The sequence below is a fragment of the Paracoccus aestuariivivens genome, from assembly GCF_009711225.1.
Classification (GTDB): domain Bacteria; phylum Pseudomonadota; class Alphaproteobacteria; order Rhodobacterales; family Rhodobacteraceae; genus Paracoccus; species Paracoccus aestuariivivens.
This window is the reverse complement of record NZ_WMIE01000001.1, coordinates 299,617-317,052: the sequence shown is the minus strand read 5'-3', so window position 1 is coordinate 317,052 and position 17,436 is coordinate 299,617. Positions and strand designations below refer to the sequence as shown.

At 63.2% G+C, this 17,436-nt stretch carries 20 protein-coding genes; 8 read left to right on the top strand and 12 right to left on the bottom strand.

Going from position 1 to position 17,436, the window contains the following annotated elements; translation table 11 throughout:
* Nucleotides 1-91 precede the first annotated feature (91 nt).
* The 3 genes from alaS to GL286_RS01660 all read left to right on the top strand — a co-directional run bounded on the left by alaS (nt 92) and on the right by GL286_RS01660 (nt 3,896).
* Nucleotides 92-2,749 (top strand): alanine--tRNA ligase, encoded by a 2,658-nt coding sequence (alaS, locus tag GL286_RS01670; RefSeq protein ID WP_155093810.1) that lies wholly within the window; start codon nt 92-94, stop codon nt 2,747-2,749.
* The gene (locus GL286_RS01665) at nt 2,746-3,036 is read left to right on the top strand and encodes a DUF1330 domain-containing protein (protein ID WP_155093809.1); all 291 of its coding nucleotides are present in this window, start codon (nt 2,746-2,748) and stop codon (nt 3,034-3,036) included. Before alaS ends, GL286_RS01665 begins: the two co-directional genes overlap by 4 nt.
* A gap of 65 nt (nt 3,037-3,101) precedes the next feature.
* Nucleotides 3,102-3,896, top strand: coding sequence for a class II glutamine amidotransferase (locus tag GL286_RS01660; RefSeq protein WP_155093808.1), 795 nt, complete (start codon nt 3,102-3,104; stop codon nt 3,894-3,896).
* Between the two features lie 67 nt (nt 3,897-3,963).
* Here the strand turns inward: GL286_RS01660 and ureG are convergent, their stop codons facing one another.
* The 11 genes from ureG to GL286_RS01605 all read right to left on the bottom strand — a co-directional run bounded on the left by ureG (nt 3,964) and on the right by GL286_RS01605 (nt 10,995).
* The gene (gene ureG / locus GL286_RS01655) at nt 3,964-4,596 is read right to left on the bottom strand and encodes an urease accessory protein UreG (RefSeq protein ID WP_155093807.1); all 633 of its coding nucleotides are present in this window, start codon (nt 4,594-4,596) and stop codon (nt 3,964-3,966) included.
* The gene (locus tag GL286_RS01650) at nt 4,593-5,225 is read right to left on the bottom strand and encodes an urease accessory protein UreF (RefSeq protein WP_155093806.1); all 633 of its coding nucleotides are present in this window, start codon (nt 5,223-5,225) and stop codon (nt 4,593-4,595) included. The genes ureG and GL286_RS01650 overlap by 4 nt, the downstream gene beginning before the upstream one ends.
* Nucleotides 5,225-5,695, bottom strand: a complete 471-nt coding sequence (locus GL286_RS01645) for an urease accessory protein UreE (RefSeq protein WP_155093805.1) — start codon at nt 5,693-5,695, stop codon at nt 5,225-5,227. The genes GL286_RS01650 and GL286_RS01645 overlap by 1 nt, the downstream gene beginning before the upstream one ends.
* Nucleotides 5,696-5,720: 25 nt before the next feature.
* Nucleotides 5,721-5,939, bottom strand: a complete 219-nt coding sequence (locus tag GL286_RS01640; protein ID WP_155093804.1) for a YjiS-like domain-containing protein — start codon at nt 5,937-5,939, stop codon at nt 5,721-5,723.
* 111 nt (nt 5,940-6,050) lie between these two features.
* On the bottom strand, nt 6,051-7,751 hold the full coding sequence (gene ureC, locus GL286_RS01635; RefSeq protein WP_155093803.1) for an urease subunit alpha: 1,701 nt from the start codon (nt 7,749-7,751) through the stop codon (nt 6,051-6,053).
* A 10-nt stretch (nt 7,752-7,761) separates the two neighbouring features.
* A complete protein-coding gene (locus tag GL286_RS01630; protein WP_155093802.1) occupies nt 7,762-8,166 on the bottom strand; it encodes a carboxymuconolactone decarboxylase family protein in 405 nt (134 codons plus the stop codon).
* The gene (locus GL286_RS01625) at nt 8,166-8,981 is read right to left on the bottom strand and encodes a cyclase family protein (RefSeq protein ID WP_155093801.1); all 816 of its coding nucleotides are present in this window, start codon (nt 8,979-8,981) and stop codon (nt 8,166-8,168) included. The genes GL286_RS01630 and GL286_RS01625 overlap by 1 nt, the downstream gene beginning before the upstream one ends.
* 22 nt (nt 8,982-9,003) lie before the next feature.
* Nucleotides 9,004-9,312, bottom strand: a complete 309-nt coding sequence (locus GL286_RS01620) for an urease subunit beta (protein WP_155093800.1) — start codon at nt 9,310-9,312, stop codon at nt 9,004-9,006.
* Complete coding sequence (locus GL286_RS01615) at nt 9,309-9,857, bottom strand: HupE/UreJ family protein (protein WP_155093799.1); 549 nt, start codon at nt 9,855-9,857, stop codon at nt 9,309-9,311. Before GL286_RS01615 ends, GL286_RS01620 begins: the two co-directional genes overlap by 4 nt.
* A gap of 9 nt (nt 9,858-9,866) precedes the next feature.
* Nucleotides 9,867-10,169 carry an urease subunit gamma gene (locus tag GL286_RS01610; protein ID WP_155093798.1) on the bottom strand — a complete coding sequence of 101 codons (303 nt, stop codon included), beginning with the start codon at nt 10,167-10,169 and terminating at the stop codon, nt 9,867-9,869.
* Nucleotides 10,170-10,185: 16 nt separating this feature from the next.
* Nucleotides 10,186-10,995: an urease accessory protein UreD gene (locus tag GL286_RS01605; RefSeq protein ID WP_155093797.1), complete on the bottom strand. Its 810-nt coding sequence runs from the start codon at nt 10,993-10,995 to the stop codon at nt 10,186-10,188.
* A gap of 198 nt (nt 10,996-11,193) precedes the next feature.
* Between GL286_RS01605 and GL286_RS01600 the strand changes: the two genes are divergently transcribed.
* The 5 genes from GL286_RS01600 to GL286_RS01580 all read left to right on the top strand — a co-directional run bounded on the left by GL286_RS01600 (nt 11,194) and on the right by GL286_RS01580 (nt 15,968).
* Nucleotides 11,194-12,486, top strand: a complete 1,293-nt coding sequence (locus GL286_RS01600; RefSeq protein WP_155093796.1) for an adenylosuccinate synthase — start codon at nt 11,194-11,196, stop codon at nt 12,484-12,486.
* A 1-nt stretch (nt 12,487) separates the two neighbouring features.
* Nucleotides 12,488-12,700 (top strand): DUF2842 domain-containing protein, encoded by a 213-nt coding sequence (locus tag GL286_RS01595; protein ID WP_155093795.1) that lies wholly within the window; start codon nt 12,488-12,490, stop codon nt 12,698-12,700.
* Nucleotides 12,697-13,341 (top strand): thiamine diphosphokinase, encoded by a 645-nt coding sequence (locus tag GL286_RS01590; protein WP_155093794.1) that lies wholly within the window; start codon nt 12,697-12,699, stop codon nt 13,339-13,341. Before GL286_RS01595 ends, GL286_RS01590 begins: the two co-directional genes overlap by 4 nt.
* A 49-nt stretch (nt 13,342-13,390) precedes the next feature.
* On the top strand, nt 13,391-14,734 hold the full coding sequence (locus GL286_RS01585) for an NAD(P)/FAD-dependent oxidoreductase (protein WP_246184837.1): 1,344 nt from the start codon (nt 13,391-13,393) through the stop codon (nt 14,732-14,734).
* Between the two features lie 64 nt (nt 14,735-14,798).
* Nucleotides 14,799-15,968, top strand: a complete 1,170-nt coding sequence (locus tag GL286_RS01580) for a M20 aminoacylase family protein (RefSeq protein WP_155093793.1) — start codon at nt 14,799-14,801, stop codon at nt 15,966-15,968.
* Between the two features lie 37 nt (nt 15,969-16,005).
* Here the strand turns inward: GL286_RS01580 and lpdA are convergent, their stop codons facing one another.
* Nucleotides 16,006-17,397, bottom strand: a complete 1,392-nt coding sequence (gene lpdA, locus GL286_RS01575) for a dihydrolipoyl dehydrogenase (protein ID WP_155093792.1) — start codon at nt 17,395-17,397, stop codon at nt 16,006-16,008.
* Between the last annotated feature and the right edge of the window lie 39 nt (nt 17,398-17,436).

Below are 17,436 nucleotides of genomic sequence, written 5' to 3'. Positions count from 1 at the left end.
GGAACCGGTGTTCCGATGCTGAGCGTTCCGGCTTTACGCCCGCGCGCCCCTCGGTTATTTGCGGGTTCTGCTCATCCGGGAAGATTGCGCCATGCCAAGCTTGAACGATATTCGCTCGACGTTTTTGAACTTCTTCGAACGCAACGGTCACCGTGTTGTCGAATCCAGCCCGCTGGTGCCGCGTAACGACCCGACGCTCATGTTCACCAACTCGGGCATGGTGCAGTTCAAGAACCTGTTCACCGGGGTCGAGACGCGCGATTACAACCGTGCGACCTCGGCGCAGAAATGCGTGCGTGCGGGCGGCAAGCATAACGACCTCGACAATGTCGGCTATACGGCGCGCCACCACACCTTCTTCGAGATGCTGGGCAATTTCAGCTTCGGCGATTATTTCAAGACGCAGGCGATCCCCTATGCATGGGAATTGCTGACCAAGGATTTCGGCATCCCGAAAGACAAGCTGCTGGTCACCGTCTATCACACCGATGATGAGGCCGCGAATATCTGGAAAAAGGTCGCGGGCCTGTCGGATGACCGCATCATCCGCATCCCGACCAGCGACAACTTCTGGCAGATGGGTCCGACTGGCCCCTGCGGCCCCTGCACCGAGATCTTCTTTGACCACGGCGACAAGATCTGGGGCGGTCCGCCCGGCTCGCCGGATGAGGATGGCGACCGCTTCATCGAGATCTGGAACCTCGTCTTCATGCAGAACGAGCAGTTCGAGGACGGCTCGATGCGTGCCCTCGACATGCAGTCGATCGACACCGGCATGGGGCTAGAGCGGATCGGCGCGCTGCTGCAGGGCAAGCACGACAACTACGACACCGACCTGATGCGTAGCCTGATCGAGGCCAGCGCGCACGCGACCTCGAACGATCCCGACGGTCCGGGCAAGGTGCATCACCGCGTCATCGCCGACCACCTGCGCTCGACCAGCTTCCTGATCGCGGATGGCGTCATGCCCTCGAACGAAGGCCGCGGTTACGTCCTGCGCCGCATCATGCGCCGCGCCATGCGTCATGCGCATATCCTTGGTGCCAAGGACCCGGTCATGCACAAGCTGGTCCCGGCGCTGGTCAGCCAGATGGGCACCGCTTACCCGGAACTGGGCCGCGCACAGGCGCTGATCGAGGAAACCCTGAAGCTGGAGGAAACCCGCTTCAAGCAGACGCTGGATCGCGGTCTGCGCCTGCTCGACGACGAGCTGTCGCGCCTGCCCGAAGGGGCGAACCTGCCCGGCGAGGCGGCCTTCAAACTTTACGACACCTATGGCTTCCCGCTGGATCTGACGCAGGACGCCCTTCGCGAGAAGGGTCGTGCGGTAGACACCGACGGCTTCGACAGCGCCATGGCCGAGCAGAAGGCCAAGGCGCGCGCCGCTTGGGCCGGCTCGGGTGAGACCAAGGACGCGGCGATCTGGTTCGATCTGGCCGAGCAGCATGGCGCGACCGAATTCCTTGGCTATGACACCGAGGAAAGCGAGGGCCAGATCCTCGCGCTGGTGCAGGATGGCGTGGCGGTTGAAGCCGCAACCGAGGGCCAGCAGGTCCAGATCGTCGTCAACCAGACGCCCTTCTATGGCGAATCCGGTGGTCAGGTTGGCGATACCGGACTGATCAAGACGGAAACCGGCGCGGCGCGCATCACCGACACCAAGAAATCGGGCGGTCTGTTCTTCCACGTGGCCGAGGTCACGCTTGGCACGATCAGCCGTGGTCAGGGCGCGCAACTGGCCGTCGATCACGACCGTCGCGGCGCGATCCGCGCGAACCACTCGGCCACGCACCTGCTGCACGAGGCGCTTCGCCGCGCGCTTGGTGAGCATGTCGCGCAGCGCGGCAGCTTGAACGCGCCGGATCGCCTACGCTTCGACTTCAGCCACACCAAGGCGCTGACTGCCGAGGAAATCGCGCAGGTCGAGCGCGAAGTGAACGATTTCATCCGCCAGAACACCCCGGTCGAGACTCGCATCATGACCCCGGACGATGCTCGCGGCCTTGGTGCTCAGGCCCTGTTTGGCGAGAAATATGGTGACGAAGTTCGCGTCGTCTCGATGGGCGAATTGACCGGCTCGGGCAAGGGCGTCAGCGGCAAAACCTATTCGTTGGAGCTTTGCGGCGGCACTCATGTCACCCGCACCGGTGATATCGGCATGTTCGCGCTGACCTCGGAAACCGCTTCCGCTGCTGGCATCCGCCGGATCGAGGCGCTGACCGGTCAGGCCGCGATGGACTCGCTGCGTCGCGTCGATGGCGAGCTTGCCGAGGTCGCGGGCATCGTCAAGGCGCAGGCCGGCGATGTCGTGAACAAGGTCCGCGCGCTGGCGGATGAGCGCAAGGCGCTGGCCAATGAGGTCGCCCAACTCAAGCGCCAACTGGCGATGGGCGGCGGCTCGGATGGAGCGCCCAAGGAGATCAACGGCATCAAGCTGATCGCGCGTCGCGTCGAGGGTGTCTCGGGCAAAGAGCTTGGCCCGCTGGTCGATGAGATGAAGGCGCAGCTTGGCTCGGGTGCCGTGGTGGTTCTGGCCGAGGCCGATGGCAAGGCGACCGTCGCTGCTGGCGTCACCCTTGACCTGACCTCCCGCGTCACGGCTGTCGAACTGGTGCAGGCCGCGACCGCAGCGCTTGGCGGCAAGGGCGGCGGTGGCCGTCCCGACCGTGCCCAAGGTGGCGCGCCCAGCCTTGAGGCCGCCGACAGCGCCATTGCCGCTATCGAGACCCTGATCGGAGAGAAAGCATGACCGCGCTTTGGATTGCCCATGTCAACGTGACCGACCCGGAAAGCTATGGCGAATATGCCAAGCTGGCCGGACCGGCCATCGCCGCGCATGGCGGTGTCTTCCTTGCCCGTGGCACGCGTTACGTCCAGCTTGAGGGCAACGAGCGCGCCCGCAATGTCGTCGCCCGCTTCCCCAGCGTCGAGGATGCGGTGGCCTGCTATCGCTCGGATGAGTATCAGGCTGCGCTGGTACATGCCAAAAATGCGGCAGAGCGCGACCTTGTGATCGTTGAAGAGAACCCCGTCTAAGACTTATTGATGATTCCTCAAGCTTTTCGTGCCAAGCTTAAGAAAATGCACGGAAGGGGACAGGCATGTGTCGCTGGGCAGCCTATATCGGCAGTCCGATCTACCTTGAGGATGTGATCTGCCGGCCCGGTCATTCGCTGGTCCGGCAAAGTCAGGGCGCCAGGCGATGCCATACGGCGGTCAATGCCGATGGCTTCGGAGTGGCGTGGTATGGCGAACGCGATGAACCGGGGCTTTATCGCGACATCATGCCTGCTTGGTCGGACAGCAATCTGAAAAGCCTGACCGCTACGCTGAAATCTCATCTGTTTCTGGCCCATGTCCGCGCCTCGACCGGCACGGCGACCAGCCGCAACAATTGCCATCCATTTGTCGTCGGCAAATGGAGTTTCATGCATAACGGCCAGTTCGGTGGATATGACAGCTATCGCCGCCACGCCGAGGTGATGATCCCCGACGAATATTATCCCCATCGCAAAGGTGCCACTGACAGCGAGGCGTTGTTTCTGACCGCCTTGGGCGAAGGGTTGGACGGTGATCCTTTAGGGGCGATGCGACGCGCCACAGCCAGGTTCGAAGCGCTTGCACGTCAAAGGGGTGAGACACCGCATGTCCGTCTGACGGCCGCATTTTCTGACGGTCTAAAGCTGTACGCGCTGCGCTATGCCAGTGACGATCAAGCGCCAACCCTGTTCCATCGTTGGTCGGACACCCGCGCGGGGCGGGCTGTCGTCTCGGAACCTTTGGAAAGCGACGAGACAGGATGGTTGGAAGTGCCGGTTCAAAGCTTCTGCGTGTTCGATGGGCCAGATGTTGCAATCACGCCCTTCCTGCCGATGGCAGAGCGCGAAGCGGCGTAGGACAGCCGCTTCGTTGTTTGCAGAAGATTTCCGATCATTGGGATTTCGACCCTGACCAGCCCGCAGGTCAGGTCTCAGCCGGTTGCGATAGAACCAAGCCGCCTTCGCGGATCAGGAAATCGACGATCTGGTCGATGCCTTTGCCGTGCCGCAACTGCGCCATGACGAAGGGCCGCTCGCCCCGCGCGACACGCGCATCGCTTTGCAGCAGATCGGTATCGACACCGACATAGGGCGCGAGGTCGGTCTTGTTCACGACCAGCAGATCCGAGCGGGTCAATCCCGGTCCGCGCTTGCGCGGAATGTCCTGACCGGCGGCGGTGTCGATGACATAGATCGTCAGATCGGCCAGTTCTGGGCTGAACGTGGCCGCAAGATTGTCGCCGCCCGATTCGATCAGGATGAGTTCCAGATCCGGGATCGCTTCGCGCAATTCTGCCACGGCGGCAAGGTTGATGCTGGCATCCTCGCGGATCGCTGTATGCGGACAGCCGCCGGTTTCGACGCCGCGGATACGCTCGACCGGCAGGACTTGGGCGCGCATCAGGGCCTCGGCATCCTCGCGGGTGTAGATGTCATTGGTGATGACCGCCATCGACAGGTGCGGGGCCAGGGCGCGGGCGAGTTGCTCGGTCAGCGTGGTTTTGCCCGCGCCGACGGGGCCGCCGATGCCGACGCGCAGGGGGCCGTTATGGCTCATGTGCGGAAAATCCTTACGTCTAAAGTTTCATGCCGCATCGCCGCAAGATCGGCGCCAAAACAGCAGGTTTCAAGCGCATCGAGATCGGCTACAGCCGCTTTGGCAGCGGTCCGCGCGATCAACGGATGCAGACCCGCCAATGCCTTTTGCCCCTGCGCCTGACCCAGTGGCAAAAATCGGGTCGCAGCCGAGATCAGGTTTCCGGCAAAGGCATGCAGGTAATGCGCGATTACATCCTCGGGCGGCAGGTCAAGATCGCGGGCGGCTACGCCGACGGCGACCGGCAGGGGGCGGGTCTTGTGATCTTTGCCGGTCAGCGCGGCGACTGTCTGGGCGAAAGCGCGGCCCTGATCCATCGTCTCGGACAGACGCTCGGCCGAGCCGGACTGTGCGCGGGCCATATCGGCAAGCGCTTCCGGATCGCCACCGCGCAGGGTCAGCGACAGCAGCACGGCGTCCATCCAGCCGCCGCCATATTGCAGAACGTCCGAGACCCAGGCCGCGACCGATTCCGCATCGCGGGTGCCGTCTGCCATGGCCTGTTCCAGCCCGTGCGAATAGGCGAAGCCTCCGGTCGGGAAGGCCGGAGACAACCATTGGATCAGCGAAAGGCGATCAAGCGCGGACATCAGTGGGAATGAAATCCGGGGCCGTGATCATGGCCCATGGTGCGGCCATGCCCGTATGCGCCACCTTCGGGGGCGAACGGGGCCATCGTCGCGGTCACGCGGGCGCCAAGCCCCTTGAGCATACCTTCCAGCACGTGATCGGCGCGGATCAGCAAGTGATCGTCGAATATCTGGCAGGGGGTGTGGCGGTTGCCGATATGCCATGCAAGGCGTGGTAGGGGGCCTTCGACGCGCAGGCAGGGCTCAAGCGCGGCGACGACACCGATCAAGCGGCCATCTGTCAGGCGGAAGGCATCGCCGGGATCGAGGCTGACCGTTTCGGCCAGATCGACCAGAAAGGACAAGCCTGCGCGGGACGTCAGGCGTTTGCGCCGCAAAAAGCGGCCCTCGTAATCTAGCACGACAGAATCATCGGCCGCAGTTGCACGCAGGATTTCCGTCGCGCGCAGGACGGTCAGGGGCGCATTCATCGACGCACCCCCGAGATCGGATTGCTTACAGCCAGACCAGGTCGCGGAAGACGTAATGCACGATGCGGTCGCGGGTGATGCCCATATCGGCCAGATCTTTGTCCGACATCGCTTCGAGCGCTTCGATTTCGCGATGACGCGAGCGGGCCTCGACATAGGAATTCATGCCCTGACCAATGCGGGCAAAGATTGCGTCCACGCGGTCGCGCAGCGTCGGAGCGAATTCTGTAGTTTGGATAGCCATTGGAAACCTCGTCGGTGTTGGCGAATGGTTTCCCCCCATGGGTTTGACTATAGGTCATGTTTGCTGTCTCAACTATGTCAGTTTTTGCAATGCTGCGTTGCAGCACGCGGGTCAGAACAGGAAGTAGCGCTGCGCGAGCGGCAGTTCGGTTGCGGGCTGGCAGGTCAAAAGCTCGCCATCGGCGCGGACTTCGTAGGTTTCGGGATCGACCTCGATCTTGGGCGTTGCGGCGTTCAGCTTCATATCGGCCTTGCCGATGCCGCGGGTGCCGCGCACGGCGACGGCGTTCTTCAGCATGCCATCGGCGCAACCTGCATCAAGGCCCGCCTGACTGACAAAGGTCACGGCGCTGGCCTGCATCGCGCGGCCCATCGCGCCCCACATCGGCCGCATATACATCGGCTGCACTGGGATCGAGCCGTTCGGATCGCCCATCTGCGCCCATGAGATCATGCCGCCGACCAGCACCATTTCAGGTTTCGCGCCAAACATCGCGGGGTCCCAGATCACCAGATCGGCGCGCTTGCCGGGTGTGACGCTGCCGATTTCATGCGCGATGCCATGGGCGATGGCGGGGTTGATCGTGTATTTCGCGACGTAGCGCCGGGCGCGGATATTGTCGTTCTGGCCGGTCTCATCAGCCAGCCGCCCACGCTGGACCTTCATCTTATGCGCGGTCTGCCATGTCCGGGTGATGACCTCGCCCACGCGACCCATCGCCTGACTGTCCGAGGAGATCACCGAGAAGGCGCCCATGTCATGCAGGATATCCTCGGCGGCGATGGTCTCGCGGCGGATGCGGGATTCGGCGAAGGCCACGTCCTCGGGGACGCGCTTGTCGAGGTGATGGCAGACCATCAGCATGTCCAGATGCTCTTCCAGCGTATTCGCGGTGAAGGGCCGGGTCGGGTTCGTGGAACTGGGAATGACATTCGGCGCGCCGACCAACCGGATGATGTCGGGGGCATGACCGCCGCCCGCACCTTCGGTATGGAAGGCGTGGATGGTGCGGCCCTTGATCGCGGCCAGAGTGTTCTCGACAAAGCCGGATTCGTTCAGCGTGTCGGTATGGATGGTGACCTGCACATCCATCGCATCGGCCACGGTCAGGCAGCAGTCGATTGCGGCTGGCGTCGTGCCCCAATCCTCGTGCAGCTTCAGGGTCGAGGCCCCGGCGCGGACCATTTCCTCAAGCGCCTCGGGGCGCGAGGCATTGCCCTTGGCCGAGATCAGCATGTTCACCGGCACCGAATCCATCGCCATCAGCATCCGCCCGATATGCCACGGGCCGGGGGTGCAGGTGGTCGCCAGAGTGCCATGCGCCGGACCGGTTCCGCCGCCCAGCATCGTGGTCATGCCCGAGGAAATCGCGTCCTCGACCTGCTGGGGGCAGATGAAATGGATATGCGCATCCATGCCGCCTGCGGTGACGATGCGGCCCTCGCCCGCGATGATCTCGGTGCCGGGGCCGATGACCAGCGTGACGCCGGGCTGGGTGTCGGGGTTTCCGGCCTTGCCGATCCCGGCGATGCGGCCGTCGCGCAGCCCGATATCGGCCTTGTAGATGCCGGAATGATCAAGGATCAAGGCATTGGTGATGACCGTGTCCATGGACCCGCCCGCGCGGCTGATCTGGCTTTGGCCCATGCCGTCGCGGATGACCTTCCCGCCGCCGAATTTCACCTCTTCGCCATAGGTGGTCAGGTCGCGTTCGACCTCGATGATGATTTCGGTGTCGCCCAAGCGGACACGGTCGCCGGTGGTGGGACCATACATCTGGGCATATTCGGCGCGGGAAATGGTCAGGGCCATGAGATATTCCTCAAAGTTGAGCCTCGTCGAAACGGTCGTCCACCGGCACGGCAAGGGCGGTGGCCAAGGCATTGGTCTGGCTGGCCATGGCGATTACGGCCAGAAGCTCGGCATGTTGGTCGGGCGTCATGCCCTTGGCGCGGGCGGCAGAGGTGTGGGAATGGACGCAATAGGCGCAGCCATTCGCGGTCGAGACGGCGATATAGATCAGCTCTTTGACCAGCGGATGCAGCGCGCCGGGTGCCATGACATGGGCGGCACGCTCCCATGTGGCGCGTAACAGCGCCGGGTCATGGGCCAGCGCGCGCCAGAAGTTGTTGACGTAATCGGTGCCGCGCGCCTCGCGGATCTCGTCGAAGACGGCGAGGCTCTCGGGTGGAGCCTCGCTATCTGAAAGCAGGGGAACGGTGCCCATCAGACCATCGCCAGAATGCGCGCCGGACCGCCAGTGCCGCGCGCGTGCTTGGGCGCACCGACAAAGATCGTCGCGCCTTTGGCTGGAAGCTGGTCGACATTGGCGAGGTTCTCGATCCCATAGCGACCTCCGGGCAGCCACGAGTTATGTACCGCGAAATCGGGCGAATTGCCGGGGTCGAGTGAGAGCGAGTCCGAGGCAATCGCCGCCACGCCCATCTCGGCCAGCAGGTCGGTCGCGGATTTGGCAAAGCCAGGGAAGGCGAATTTGCCATCGGGCGTGTTACGGAATTCGGGTGTGGTGACCTTGGCACCCCAGCCGGAATTCATAGCTATGCAGGCGCCTTTTGGGATTTCGCCATTAGCACTGACCCAAGCCTCGACATCGGCGGCCTCAAGCGCGGCATTGGCGTCGTCCTTGGCTTTGGCTGTGATGTCGATGACGCAAAGCGGGCAGATCAGGCTGTCCGCCGGGATCTGGTCAACCGATGCGCCATCCTTCGAGAAATGTAGCGGGGCGTCGATATGGGTGCCGGAATGCTCGAAAATCGTCAGCTTCCACAACTGGTAGCCGTTCTTGTCAAAATTCACCGCCTCTTCATAGGCGATGCCCGGAACGCCGTCGAAGGTCGGGAATTTCTCGTCGAAGGTATAGGTCAGATCGACGACCTTGCCCGAGGACTGGGCCAGTGCCGGACGTGCGCTGATCGCACTTGCGGCGATGGCCGCCGCACCGGACGCTGCCGCGCCCATGAACAGGCTGCGGCGGCTTAGCATGGATTGCTTGACGTTCTCGATTACGCAGGCATTGCACATTCCCAGTCCCCTCCGATTGCGGTCAGTCGAGCCGACCCATGACCTTCTGATTGAAACCCCAGATTTCGCGCGCGCCCGAGATCGGAATCAGCCGCACCTCGCGTTGCTGGCCCGGCTCGAAGCGCACGGCCGTGCCTGCCGCGATGTCCAGACGCATGCCGCGCGCTGCCTCGCGGTCGAAGCTCAGGCCCGGATTGGTCTCGGCGAAATGGTAATGGCTGCCGACCTGAACGGGACGGTCGCCGGTATTGGCGACCATCAGGGTGATCGCCTCGACGCCCTTGTTCAGGGTGATTTCGCCCTCGGCGGGGAAAACCTCGCCCGGGATCATGGCATCACCGCCAAGGCGACGCCCGCCGCTGCCGTGGCCGCGCCAAGGACGCGGCTTGCGCCCAATTTGCCAAGGGCGATCCCCGCGAGATGCAGGGCCGAGGTCGCCAGCACGAAGCCCACTGCATAGGCTGCCAGACCCGCAGCCGGGCCTTCAGCGCCATGGGCATGGCCGTGGAACAGCCCGAAAGCCGCGACGATGGGTAGGGCAAAGCCAAGCGAGGGGCGCAGGGCCAGCGCCACGGCAAGGCCAAGGATGATCGACGATGCAAGGATCATCGGCTCGACTGCGGGCAACGGGATGCCCATCGCGCCCAGAACGCCGCCCAGAACCATCGCGCCGACAAAGGCCAAGGGCAGGGCCCAGACCCCGCGCTTATCCGCCGCCGTCGCGGCCCAAAGGCCCACAGCCACCATTGCCAGCACATGGTCCATGCCGCCAAGCGGGTGCGTCCAACCTTGGGCAAAGGCCGAGCCGTGGCCGTGTTCGCCGACATGGGCGAAGGCCGCCGTTGGCATCAGAAGGAAGGGAAGGAGTCGTTTCATCTTGTCCTCTCAGCGGATCGGATCATGGACGGTGACAAGCTTGGTGCCGTCGGGAAAAGTGGCTTCGACCTGCACCGAATGGATCATCTCGGGGATGCCGGACATGCAGTCATCACGGGTGATGACATGCGCCCCCGCCTCCATCAGGTCGGCGACGCTGCGGCCGTCGCGCGCGCCCTCGACCACGAAATCGGTGATCAAAGCGATGGCTTCGGGGTGGTTCAGCTTGACGCCGCGCTGCAGGCGACCGCGCGCGACCATCGCGGCGACCGAGACCAGCAGCTTTTCCTTTTCGCGGGGGCTCAGGTTCATCTTGTCCTCATGAAGTTCAGATCTGCCAGACACGCGGCAGCGGGCCGGGGCGGATGCTTCGGATCAGCCGCATCAGGGCTTGGCGCAATGGCCAGCCATCTTCGGCCGTCAGTCGTGCAACCAGCTTGCCGTCGAACGCACTTGCCGCGCCGCAATCGCCAATCGCATCGCGTGCGCGCCCCAGCCGGTCGGCGGCATCGGTAGCCACCAGAACCAGAGTCGCAAAGGCGCGATTGCCCGCCAATGTTGCCGCACTGTTGCCTTGGGCAAGAACGGTGTCGTCAAGGCGCAGGTTCTCGATAAAAACCGGCCTGCCGTCGCGGGTGATGCGACGGCGGTCGGTCAGGTCCAGCGTCCGGACGGTTTCCCCCATCGCAGCGCGGCCAAGGATCAGCGTTTCGACCCATAGGCAGGTCGCGTCGCCGGAAAGCTCGATTTCCTGATCCCTGAGCAGGGCCGAGCGGTCGAACAGGATGGTCTCTTGCGGCAAAAGGTCCAGATGCGCTCCCGCCGCCACGACGAATCGCGACGTCACCCGCGCACGGCCGGTGGTCGAGCGATAGGCGCGTTCAGCCGTCTGGGTCGTCACCGTCAGATGCGATCCTGACGGCTGATCGACCAAGATTTCCATGCGATCCCCGCCGGTTAGGCCACCTGATGTGTTCAGAAGCACCATCTCGCAACTAGGGGCGGGGGGCAGCATCGCTTTGGCGCTGCCTGCCTGAAACAGCCGCCCGATCCGGGTCACGCCGTCAGAATGCACGAATCCGGCACGAAGTGTGCCGCGGGCGCGGGGCAGGTCGGTTGTCAGGTTCTGGTGCAGCATAATGGCCTCTTGCCCGAACCATGGGCAAATATGAGTCGGTTTCGCAATGAACTGCGCGGCCTGTCCATCGAATCTCGTTAAACAGGCTGAAAAATCGGCTGACTGCTGAATTTCAGGGCAGGACCAATTGCGCTTTCCCCCTCGTGCTTCAATGTTTATACCACTTGCGGCATTCATGATCGCAAAAGGGAAACCAACATGGCCAATGTGGTGGTCGTCGGCGCGCAATGGGGCGACGAAGGCAAGGGCAAGATCGTTGACTGGCTGTCCGAACGCGCAGATGTAATCGCGCGCTTTCAGGGGGGCCACAACGCAGGCCACACGCTGGTCATCGGCGGTGTTGTCTATAAACTGTCGCTGCTGCCTTCGGGCATCGTGCGCAAGGGCAAGATGGCCGTCATCGGCAACGGCGTCGTGCTGGACCCCTGGTCGCTTTTCTCCGAGATCGAGAAACTCGAAGGTCAGGGCGTCGAGATCGGCCCCGATAACCTGATGATCGCGGAAAATACGCCTCTGATCCTGCCGCTGCACCAGGATCTGGACAAGCTGCGCGAGGAAGCGGCCGGAGCCTCCAAGATCGGCACGACCGGTCGCGGTATCGGTCCCGCCTACGAGGACAAGGTCGGCCGTCGCACCATCCGCGTTGCCGATCTGGCCGATGAGGAAACGCTGGATTCGCGTCTGGACCGTCTGCTCGCGCATCACGATCCGCTGCGTCAGGGCCTTGGCGCGACCCCGATCGATCGGGCCGAGTTGAAAGCCAAGCTGCTGGAGATCGCTCCGAAGCTGCTGCAATTCGCGCAGCCGGTCTGGAAGGTGATGAACGACTACCGCAAGGCGGGCAAGCGCATCCTGTTCGAAGGCGCGCAGGGCTCGTTGCTGGACATCGACTTCGGCACCTATCCCTATGTGACTTCGTCCACGACCATGTCGGGCATGGCTGCGACCGGAACCGGTATGGGTCCTTCGGCCATCGGCTTCGTGCTGGGCATCGTCAAGGCCTATACCACCCGCGTCGGCTCGGGTCCGTTCCCGACCGAGCTGGAAGATGCCGACGGTCAGCGTCTGGGCGAGCGTGGCCATGAATTCGGCACCGTCACCGGTCGTAAGCGCCGCTGCGGCTGGTTCGATGCGGTTCTGGTGCGCCAGACCTGTGCGATCTCGGGCGTGAACGGTATTGCGCTGACCAAGCTGGACGTGATGGACGGTTTCAAGACCATCAAGATCTGCGTCGGCTACGAGATCGACGGCAAGCAATACGATCACCTGCCGACCGCTGCTGCGTTGCAGGATCGGGTCAAACCGATCTACGAAGAGCTGGACGGTTGGGAAGAATCGACCCAGGGCGCACGTTCGTGGGCAGACCTTCCCGCGAACGCGATCAAATACGTCCGCCGCATCGAGGAACTGATCCAGTGTCCGGTGGCGCTGCTCTCGACCTCGCCAGAGCGTGACGACACGATCCTTGTCACCGATCCCTTCGCGGACTGAGATGAACCTCAAGGCGCGTAAACGCTGGTCCCTTGTGATCCTGTTGATCGGCCTGCCACTTTATATCGTGGTGGCCGTGACGCTGGTGAACTGGATGGACCGCGCCTTGGGGCGGCAACCGATCGTGATCGAACTTGCCGTCTATGTCATTCTCGGGATCCTGTGGATCCTGCCGTTCCGGCGAGTGTTCTCTGGCATCGGCAAAGGCGAATGACCGCGTTTGAAAGCCGTCTGCCGGTGACTTTGATCGGCGGCGGCACCGTGTCGCAAGACGACCTTGACGTGGCGCGCGGCTTCGCGCCCGTCATCGCCGCCGCTGACGGAGGGGCCGACCACGCGCTTGCGTCCGGTTTGCTGCCCGAGGCGGTTTTCGGTGATTTCGATTCCCTTTCGGACCATGCCCTCGCGACGATCCCTCGGGACCGTCTGCACCACATCCCCGAACAGGACAGCACCGATTTCGAGAAGTGCCTGTCGCGCATCGACGCGCCTTTCGTGCTGGCGGTCGGGTTTGGTGGCACGCGCTACGATCATTTTCTGGCTGCTTTGAACGTGCTGGTGCGGCGGGTCGGTCCGCCCTGCATTCTGATCGCCGGCGACGATGTGATCGTCCCCGCGCCGCCCAGCATAGCGCTGGATCTGGCGGCAGGAACGCGGCTGTCGCTATTCCCGATGGGACCGGCGCGGGGCCGCTCGCGCGGGCTGAAATGGCCGATTGACGGGTTGGACTTCGCGCCTGACGGTCGTATCGGCACGTCGAACGAGGTCTTGGGGCGGGTCGAATTGGAACTGGACGGCCAGATCCTGCTGATCCTGCCGCGATCCTGTCTGGGCGACCTGATCGCAAGTTTTTAGCGCATCGCGCTTCTTGCCCGCATGGATGGGTCCGGCTAAGCCTTTGGCCATGAAAACCGGTGGTCCGATCTCGCTTTCAGCGCCCGTGCGATTTCCCGCAACTCCGCCCGCTCAGGCGGATGTGGTCGTTATCGGCGGCGGTATCGCCGGCGTGATGACCGCGCTTTATCTGGCCGAAGCCGGACAGCGCGTCGTTCTATGCGAAAAAGGCCGCATCGCGGGCGAGCAAAGCTCTCGCAACTGGGGCTGGGTGCGTCAGCAAGGGCGCGATCCGGACGAATTGCCGATCATGGTCGAGGCCTTGCGGATCTGGCAAGGACTGAACCAAAGGCTGGGCGATGCGGTCGGACTGCATCAGACCGGCACGACCTATCTGGCCAGCGACGAAAACGACCTGAGCAATTACGAGGCATGGCTGCCCCATTCCCGTGCGCATGGTCTGAAGACCCGACTGCTGGGACGGGCCGAACTGGACGCGGTGATGCCGAACGCGGCCGGTTGGGTCGGCGCGCTGACTACGCCGGACGATGCGCGGGCCGAACCTTGGACCGCCGTTCCCGCGATTGCCGGACTTGCGGCGGAAGCGGGCGTCACCATCTGCGAGAATTGCGCCGTGCGCGGGATCGAGACCTCGGGCGGGCGCGTATCGGGTGTGGTGACCGAGGCGGGAAACGTCACCGCCCCCTTGGTTCTTCTGGCTGGCGGTGCGTGGTCGTCGCTTTTCGCGGGGAATGCGGGGTTCTGGTTCCCGCAGCTATCAGTCCGTGCCACCGTCGCCGCAACCAAAGCCATGCCCGAGTTCCACGCAGGAAACGCTGCGGATTCGGGCTTTGCGTTCCGTCGTCGTGCGGATGGTGGCTATACGCTGGCTCCGGGCATCGGGCATGATTTTTGGATCGGTCCGGCGGCATTTCGCAATCTGAGAAGCTTTCTGCCGCAGGTGCGCCGCGATTTGCGCCATACGCGGCTTGCCCCGATGGCTCCGAAAGGGTTTCCGGATGCATGGCAGACGCCGCGGCAATGGAAGCTGGACGACGAGTCCCCGTTCGAGCGGATGCGAGTGTTGGACCCCGCGCCGAACCTTGGCCGGATCGAACGCCTGCGCGGCGATTTCGCGGCGGCTTTCCCGAAACTGGGCAAGCCCGCAATCGCGCGGGCATGGGCGGGAATGATCGACGTGACGCCGGATCAGGTTCCGATCCTTGATGAAACTCCGGTCAAGGGGTTCTTCATCGCGACGGGTCTGTCGGGGCATGGCTTCGGCATCGGGCCGGGGATCGGTCGCGTCATGGCCGACCTGATGCTGGGTCGCGATCCGGGACATGACCTTAGCCGGTTCCGTATTGCCCGTTTTTCGGACGGATCGAAAATCGAGCTTGGCCCCTCGATCTGAGGCGGCGGCGGCCCTTGCGGCGGCATGGCAAAACAGCCAAGCTTTTTCGCGAAGGAGACGTCATATGCCTGTCAAAAACCGCTTCGCCGAACTGCTGCCCGAGATCACCGCCTGGAGACGGGATTTCCACGAGAACCCCGAACTGCTGTACGAAGTCCACCGCACCGCAGGCAAAGTGGCCGATCTTTTGCGCGGCTTCGGCGTGGACGAGGTTGTCGAGGGGATCGGGCGCACCGGCGTGGTCGGGGTCATCAAGGGCCGAACCGACAGCAAGGGGCGTGTGATCGGATTGCGCGCCGATATGGACGCGCTGCCGATCCGCGAGATCACCGGCGCGGAATATGCATCAAAAACGCCGGGCGTGATGCATGCCTGCGGCCATGACGGCCATACCGCGATGTTGCTTGGGGCCGCGAAATATCTGGCCGAGACGCGAAATTTCGATGGAACCGCAATCGTGGTGTTCCAGCCTGCCGAAGAAGGCGGCGGAGGCGGTCTGGCCATGATCGAGGACGGGCTGGTCGATCGTTTCGGCATTCAGGAATTCTACGGCATGCACAATATGCCGGGTCTGCCTGCCGGAAGTTTCGCAATTCGCGATGGCGCAATGATGGCGGCTGCCGACCAGTTCGACATCATCGTGACGGGTCGTGGCGGCCATGCCGCCAAGCCGCATGAAACGATTGATACGACGCTTGTTTCCGCCCAGATCATTGTCGCGCTGCAATCGGTGGTGTCGCGCAATGTCGATCCGCTAAAAAGTGGCGTGGTCTCGGTCTGCGTGGTCGAGACGGATTCGACAGCGCATAACGTCATTCCTCAGGTCGTGAAGCTGAAGGGCACGGCGCGAAGCCTTGATCCCGCCGTGCGCGATCAACTGGAAGAAGGCGTGACCCGCGTCGCCGAGAATGTCGCCGCAGCCTTTGGCGCCAAAGCCGAGGTCGATTATCAGCGGGGATATCCCGTGACCATGAACCATCCCGATGAGGCCGGATATGCCGCAGATGTGGCGCGTGCCATTGCGGGGGATGTCGATCTGGACATGCTGCCGCTGATGGCAGGCGAGGATTTCAGCTACATGCTGAACGAGCGGCCCGGCGCGTATATCTTTGTCGGAAACGGCGACACCGCGATGCTGCATCACGCGGCATATGATTTCGACGATAGCGTCATTCCGGCTGGATCAAGCTGGTATGCAGGGATGATCGAAGCGAGGATGCCCGTATCGGCCTGACGCAACGAAGAAGGGGGCCAGTCGGCCCCCTTTCGCGTCAGAAGTGGATGGTGCGCCCGTAAGCCGACAGCACGGATTCGTGCATCATCTCGGACAGGGTCGGGTGCGGGAAGACCGTCTCCATCAGCTCGGCCTCGGTCGTTTCCAGCGTGCGACCGATGACATAGCCCTGGATCAGCTCGGTGACTTCCGCGCCGACCATATGCGCGCCCAGAAGCTCGCCGGTCTTGGCGTCGAAGATGGTCTTCACAAGGCCTTCCGGCTCGCCCAAGGCGATCGCCTTGCCGTTGCCGACGAAGGGGAAGCGACCGACCTTGATGTCGTAGCCTGCGGCCTTGGCCTTTTCCTCGGTCAGGCCAACCGAGGCGACCTGCGGGTTGCAATAGGTGCAGCCGGGGATCGAGTTCGGCTTGATCGGGTGCGGATGCTGGCCCGCGATCAACTCGGCGACCATGACACCTTCATGGCTGGCCTTGTGGGCAAGCCAAGGCGCGCCCGCGACGTCGCCGATGGCAAACAGGCCCTCGACGCCGGTGCGGCAATATTCATCGGTCACGACATGGGTGCGGTCGATCTTGACGCCCAGCTTCTCAAGGCCAAGGTTTTCCACGTTGCCGACGATGCCGACGGCCGAGATGACGGTGTCGAAGTCATGGGTCTCGGTCTTGCCGCCGATCTCGATATGGGCGGTGACTTTGCCCTTGGCGCGGTCAAGTTTCTTGACCGTCGCCTTCTCCATGATCTTCATGCCCTGCTTGACGAATTGCTTCTTCGCCAAGGCCGAGATTTCAGCGTCCTCGACCGGCAGCACGCGGTCCATGACCTCGACGACCGTGGTGTCGGCGCCGAGCGTGTTGAAGAAGCTCGCGAATTCGATGCCGATTGCGCCCGATCCGATGACCAGCAGCTTGCCGGGCATACGCGGCGGGTTCAGCGCGTGCTTGTAATTCCAGACCAGATCGCCATCGGGCTCAAGTCCCGGAAGCTCACGGGCGCGGGCGCCGGTGGCGACGATGATGGATTTGCCGGTGACTTCCTCGGCGCCCTTGTCGGTCTTGACGCTGATCTTGCCGGGGGCGGTCAGGGTCGCCTCGCCCATAATGACCGTGACTTTGTTCTTTTTCAGCAGGTGGCCCACGCCGCTGGCAAGCTGCTTAGCGACGCCGCGCGAGCGCTGGACGACGGCGGGCAGATCATAGCCGATATTGCCTGCGGACAGGCCGAATTCCTTGGCGCGGTGCATCAGGTGGAAGACCTCGGCCGAGCGCAGCAGCGCCTTGGTCGGGATGCAGCCCCAGTTCAGGCAGATGCCGCCCAGATGCTCGCGTTCGATCACTGCGACTTTCAGGCCAAGCTGGGCTCCGCGGATGGCGCAGACGTAACCGCCCGGACCCGAGCCGATCACCACCATGTCGAAGGATTGCGCCATGGAATTCCCCCTCTGGAAAAAGATAGTTGAGCGTTAAAC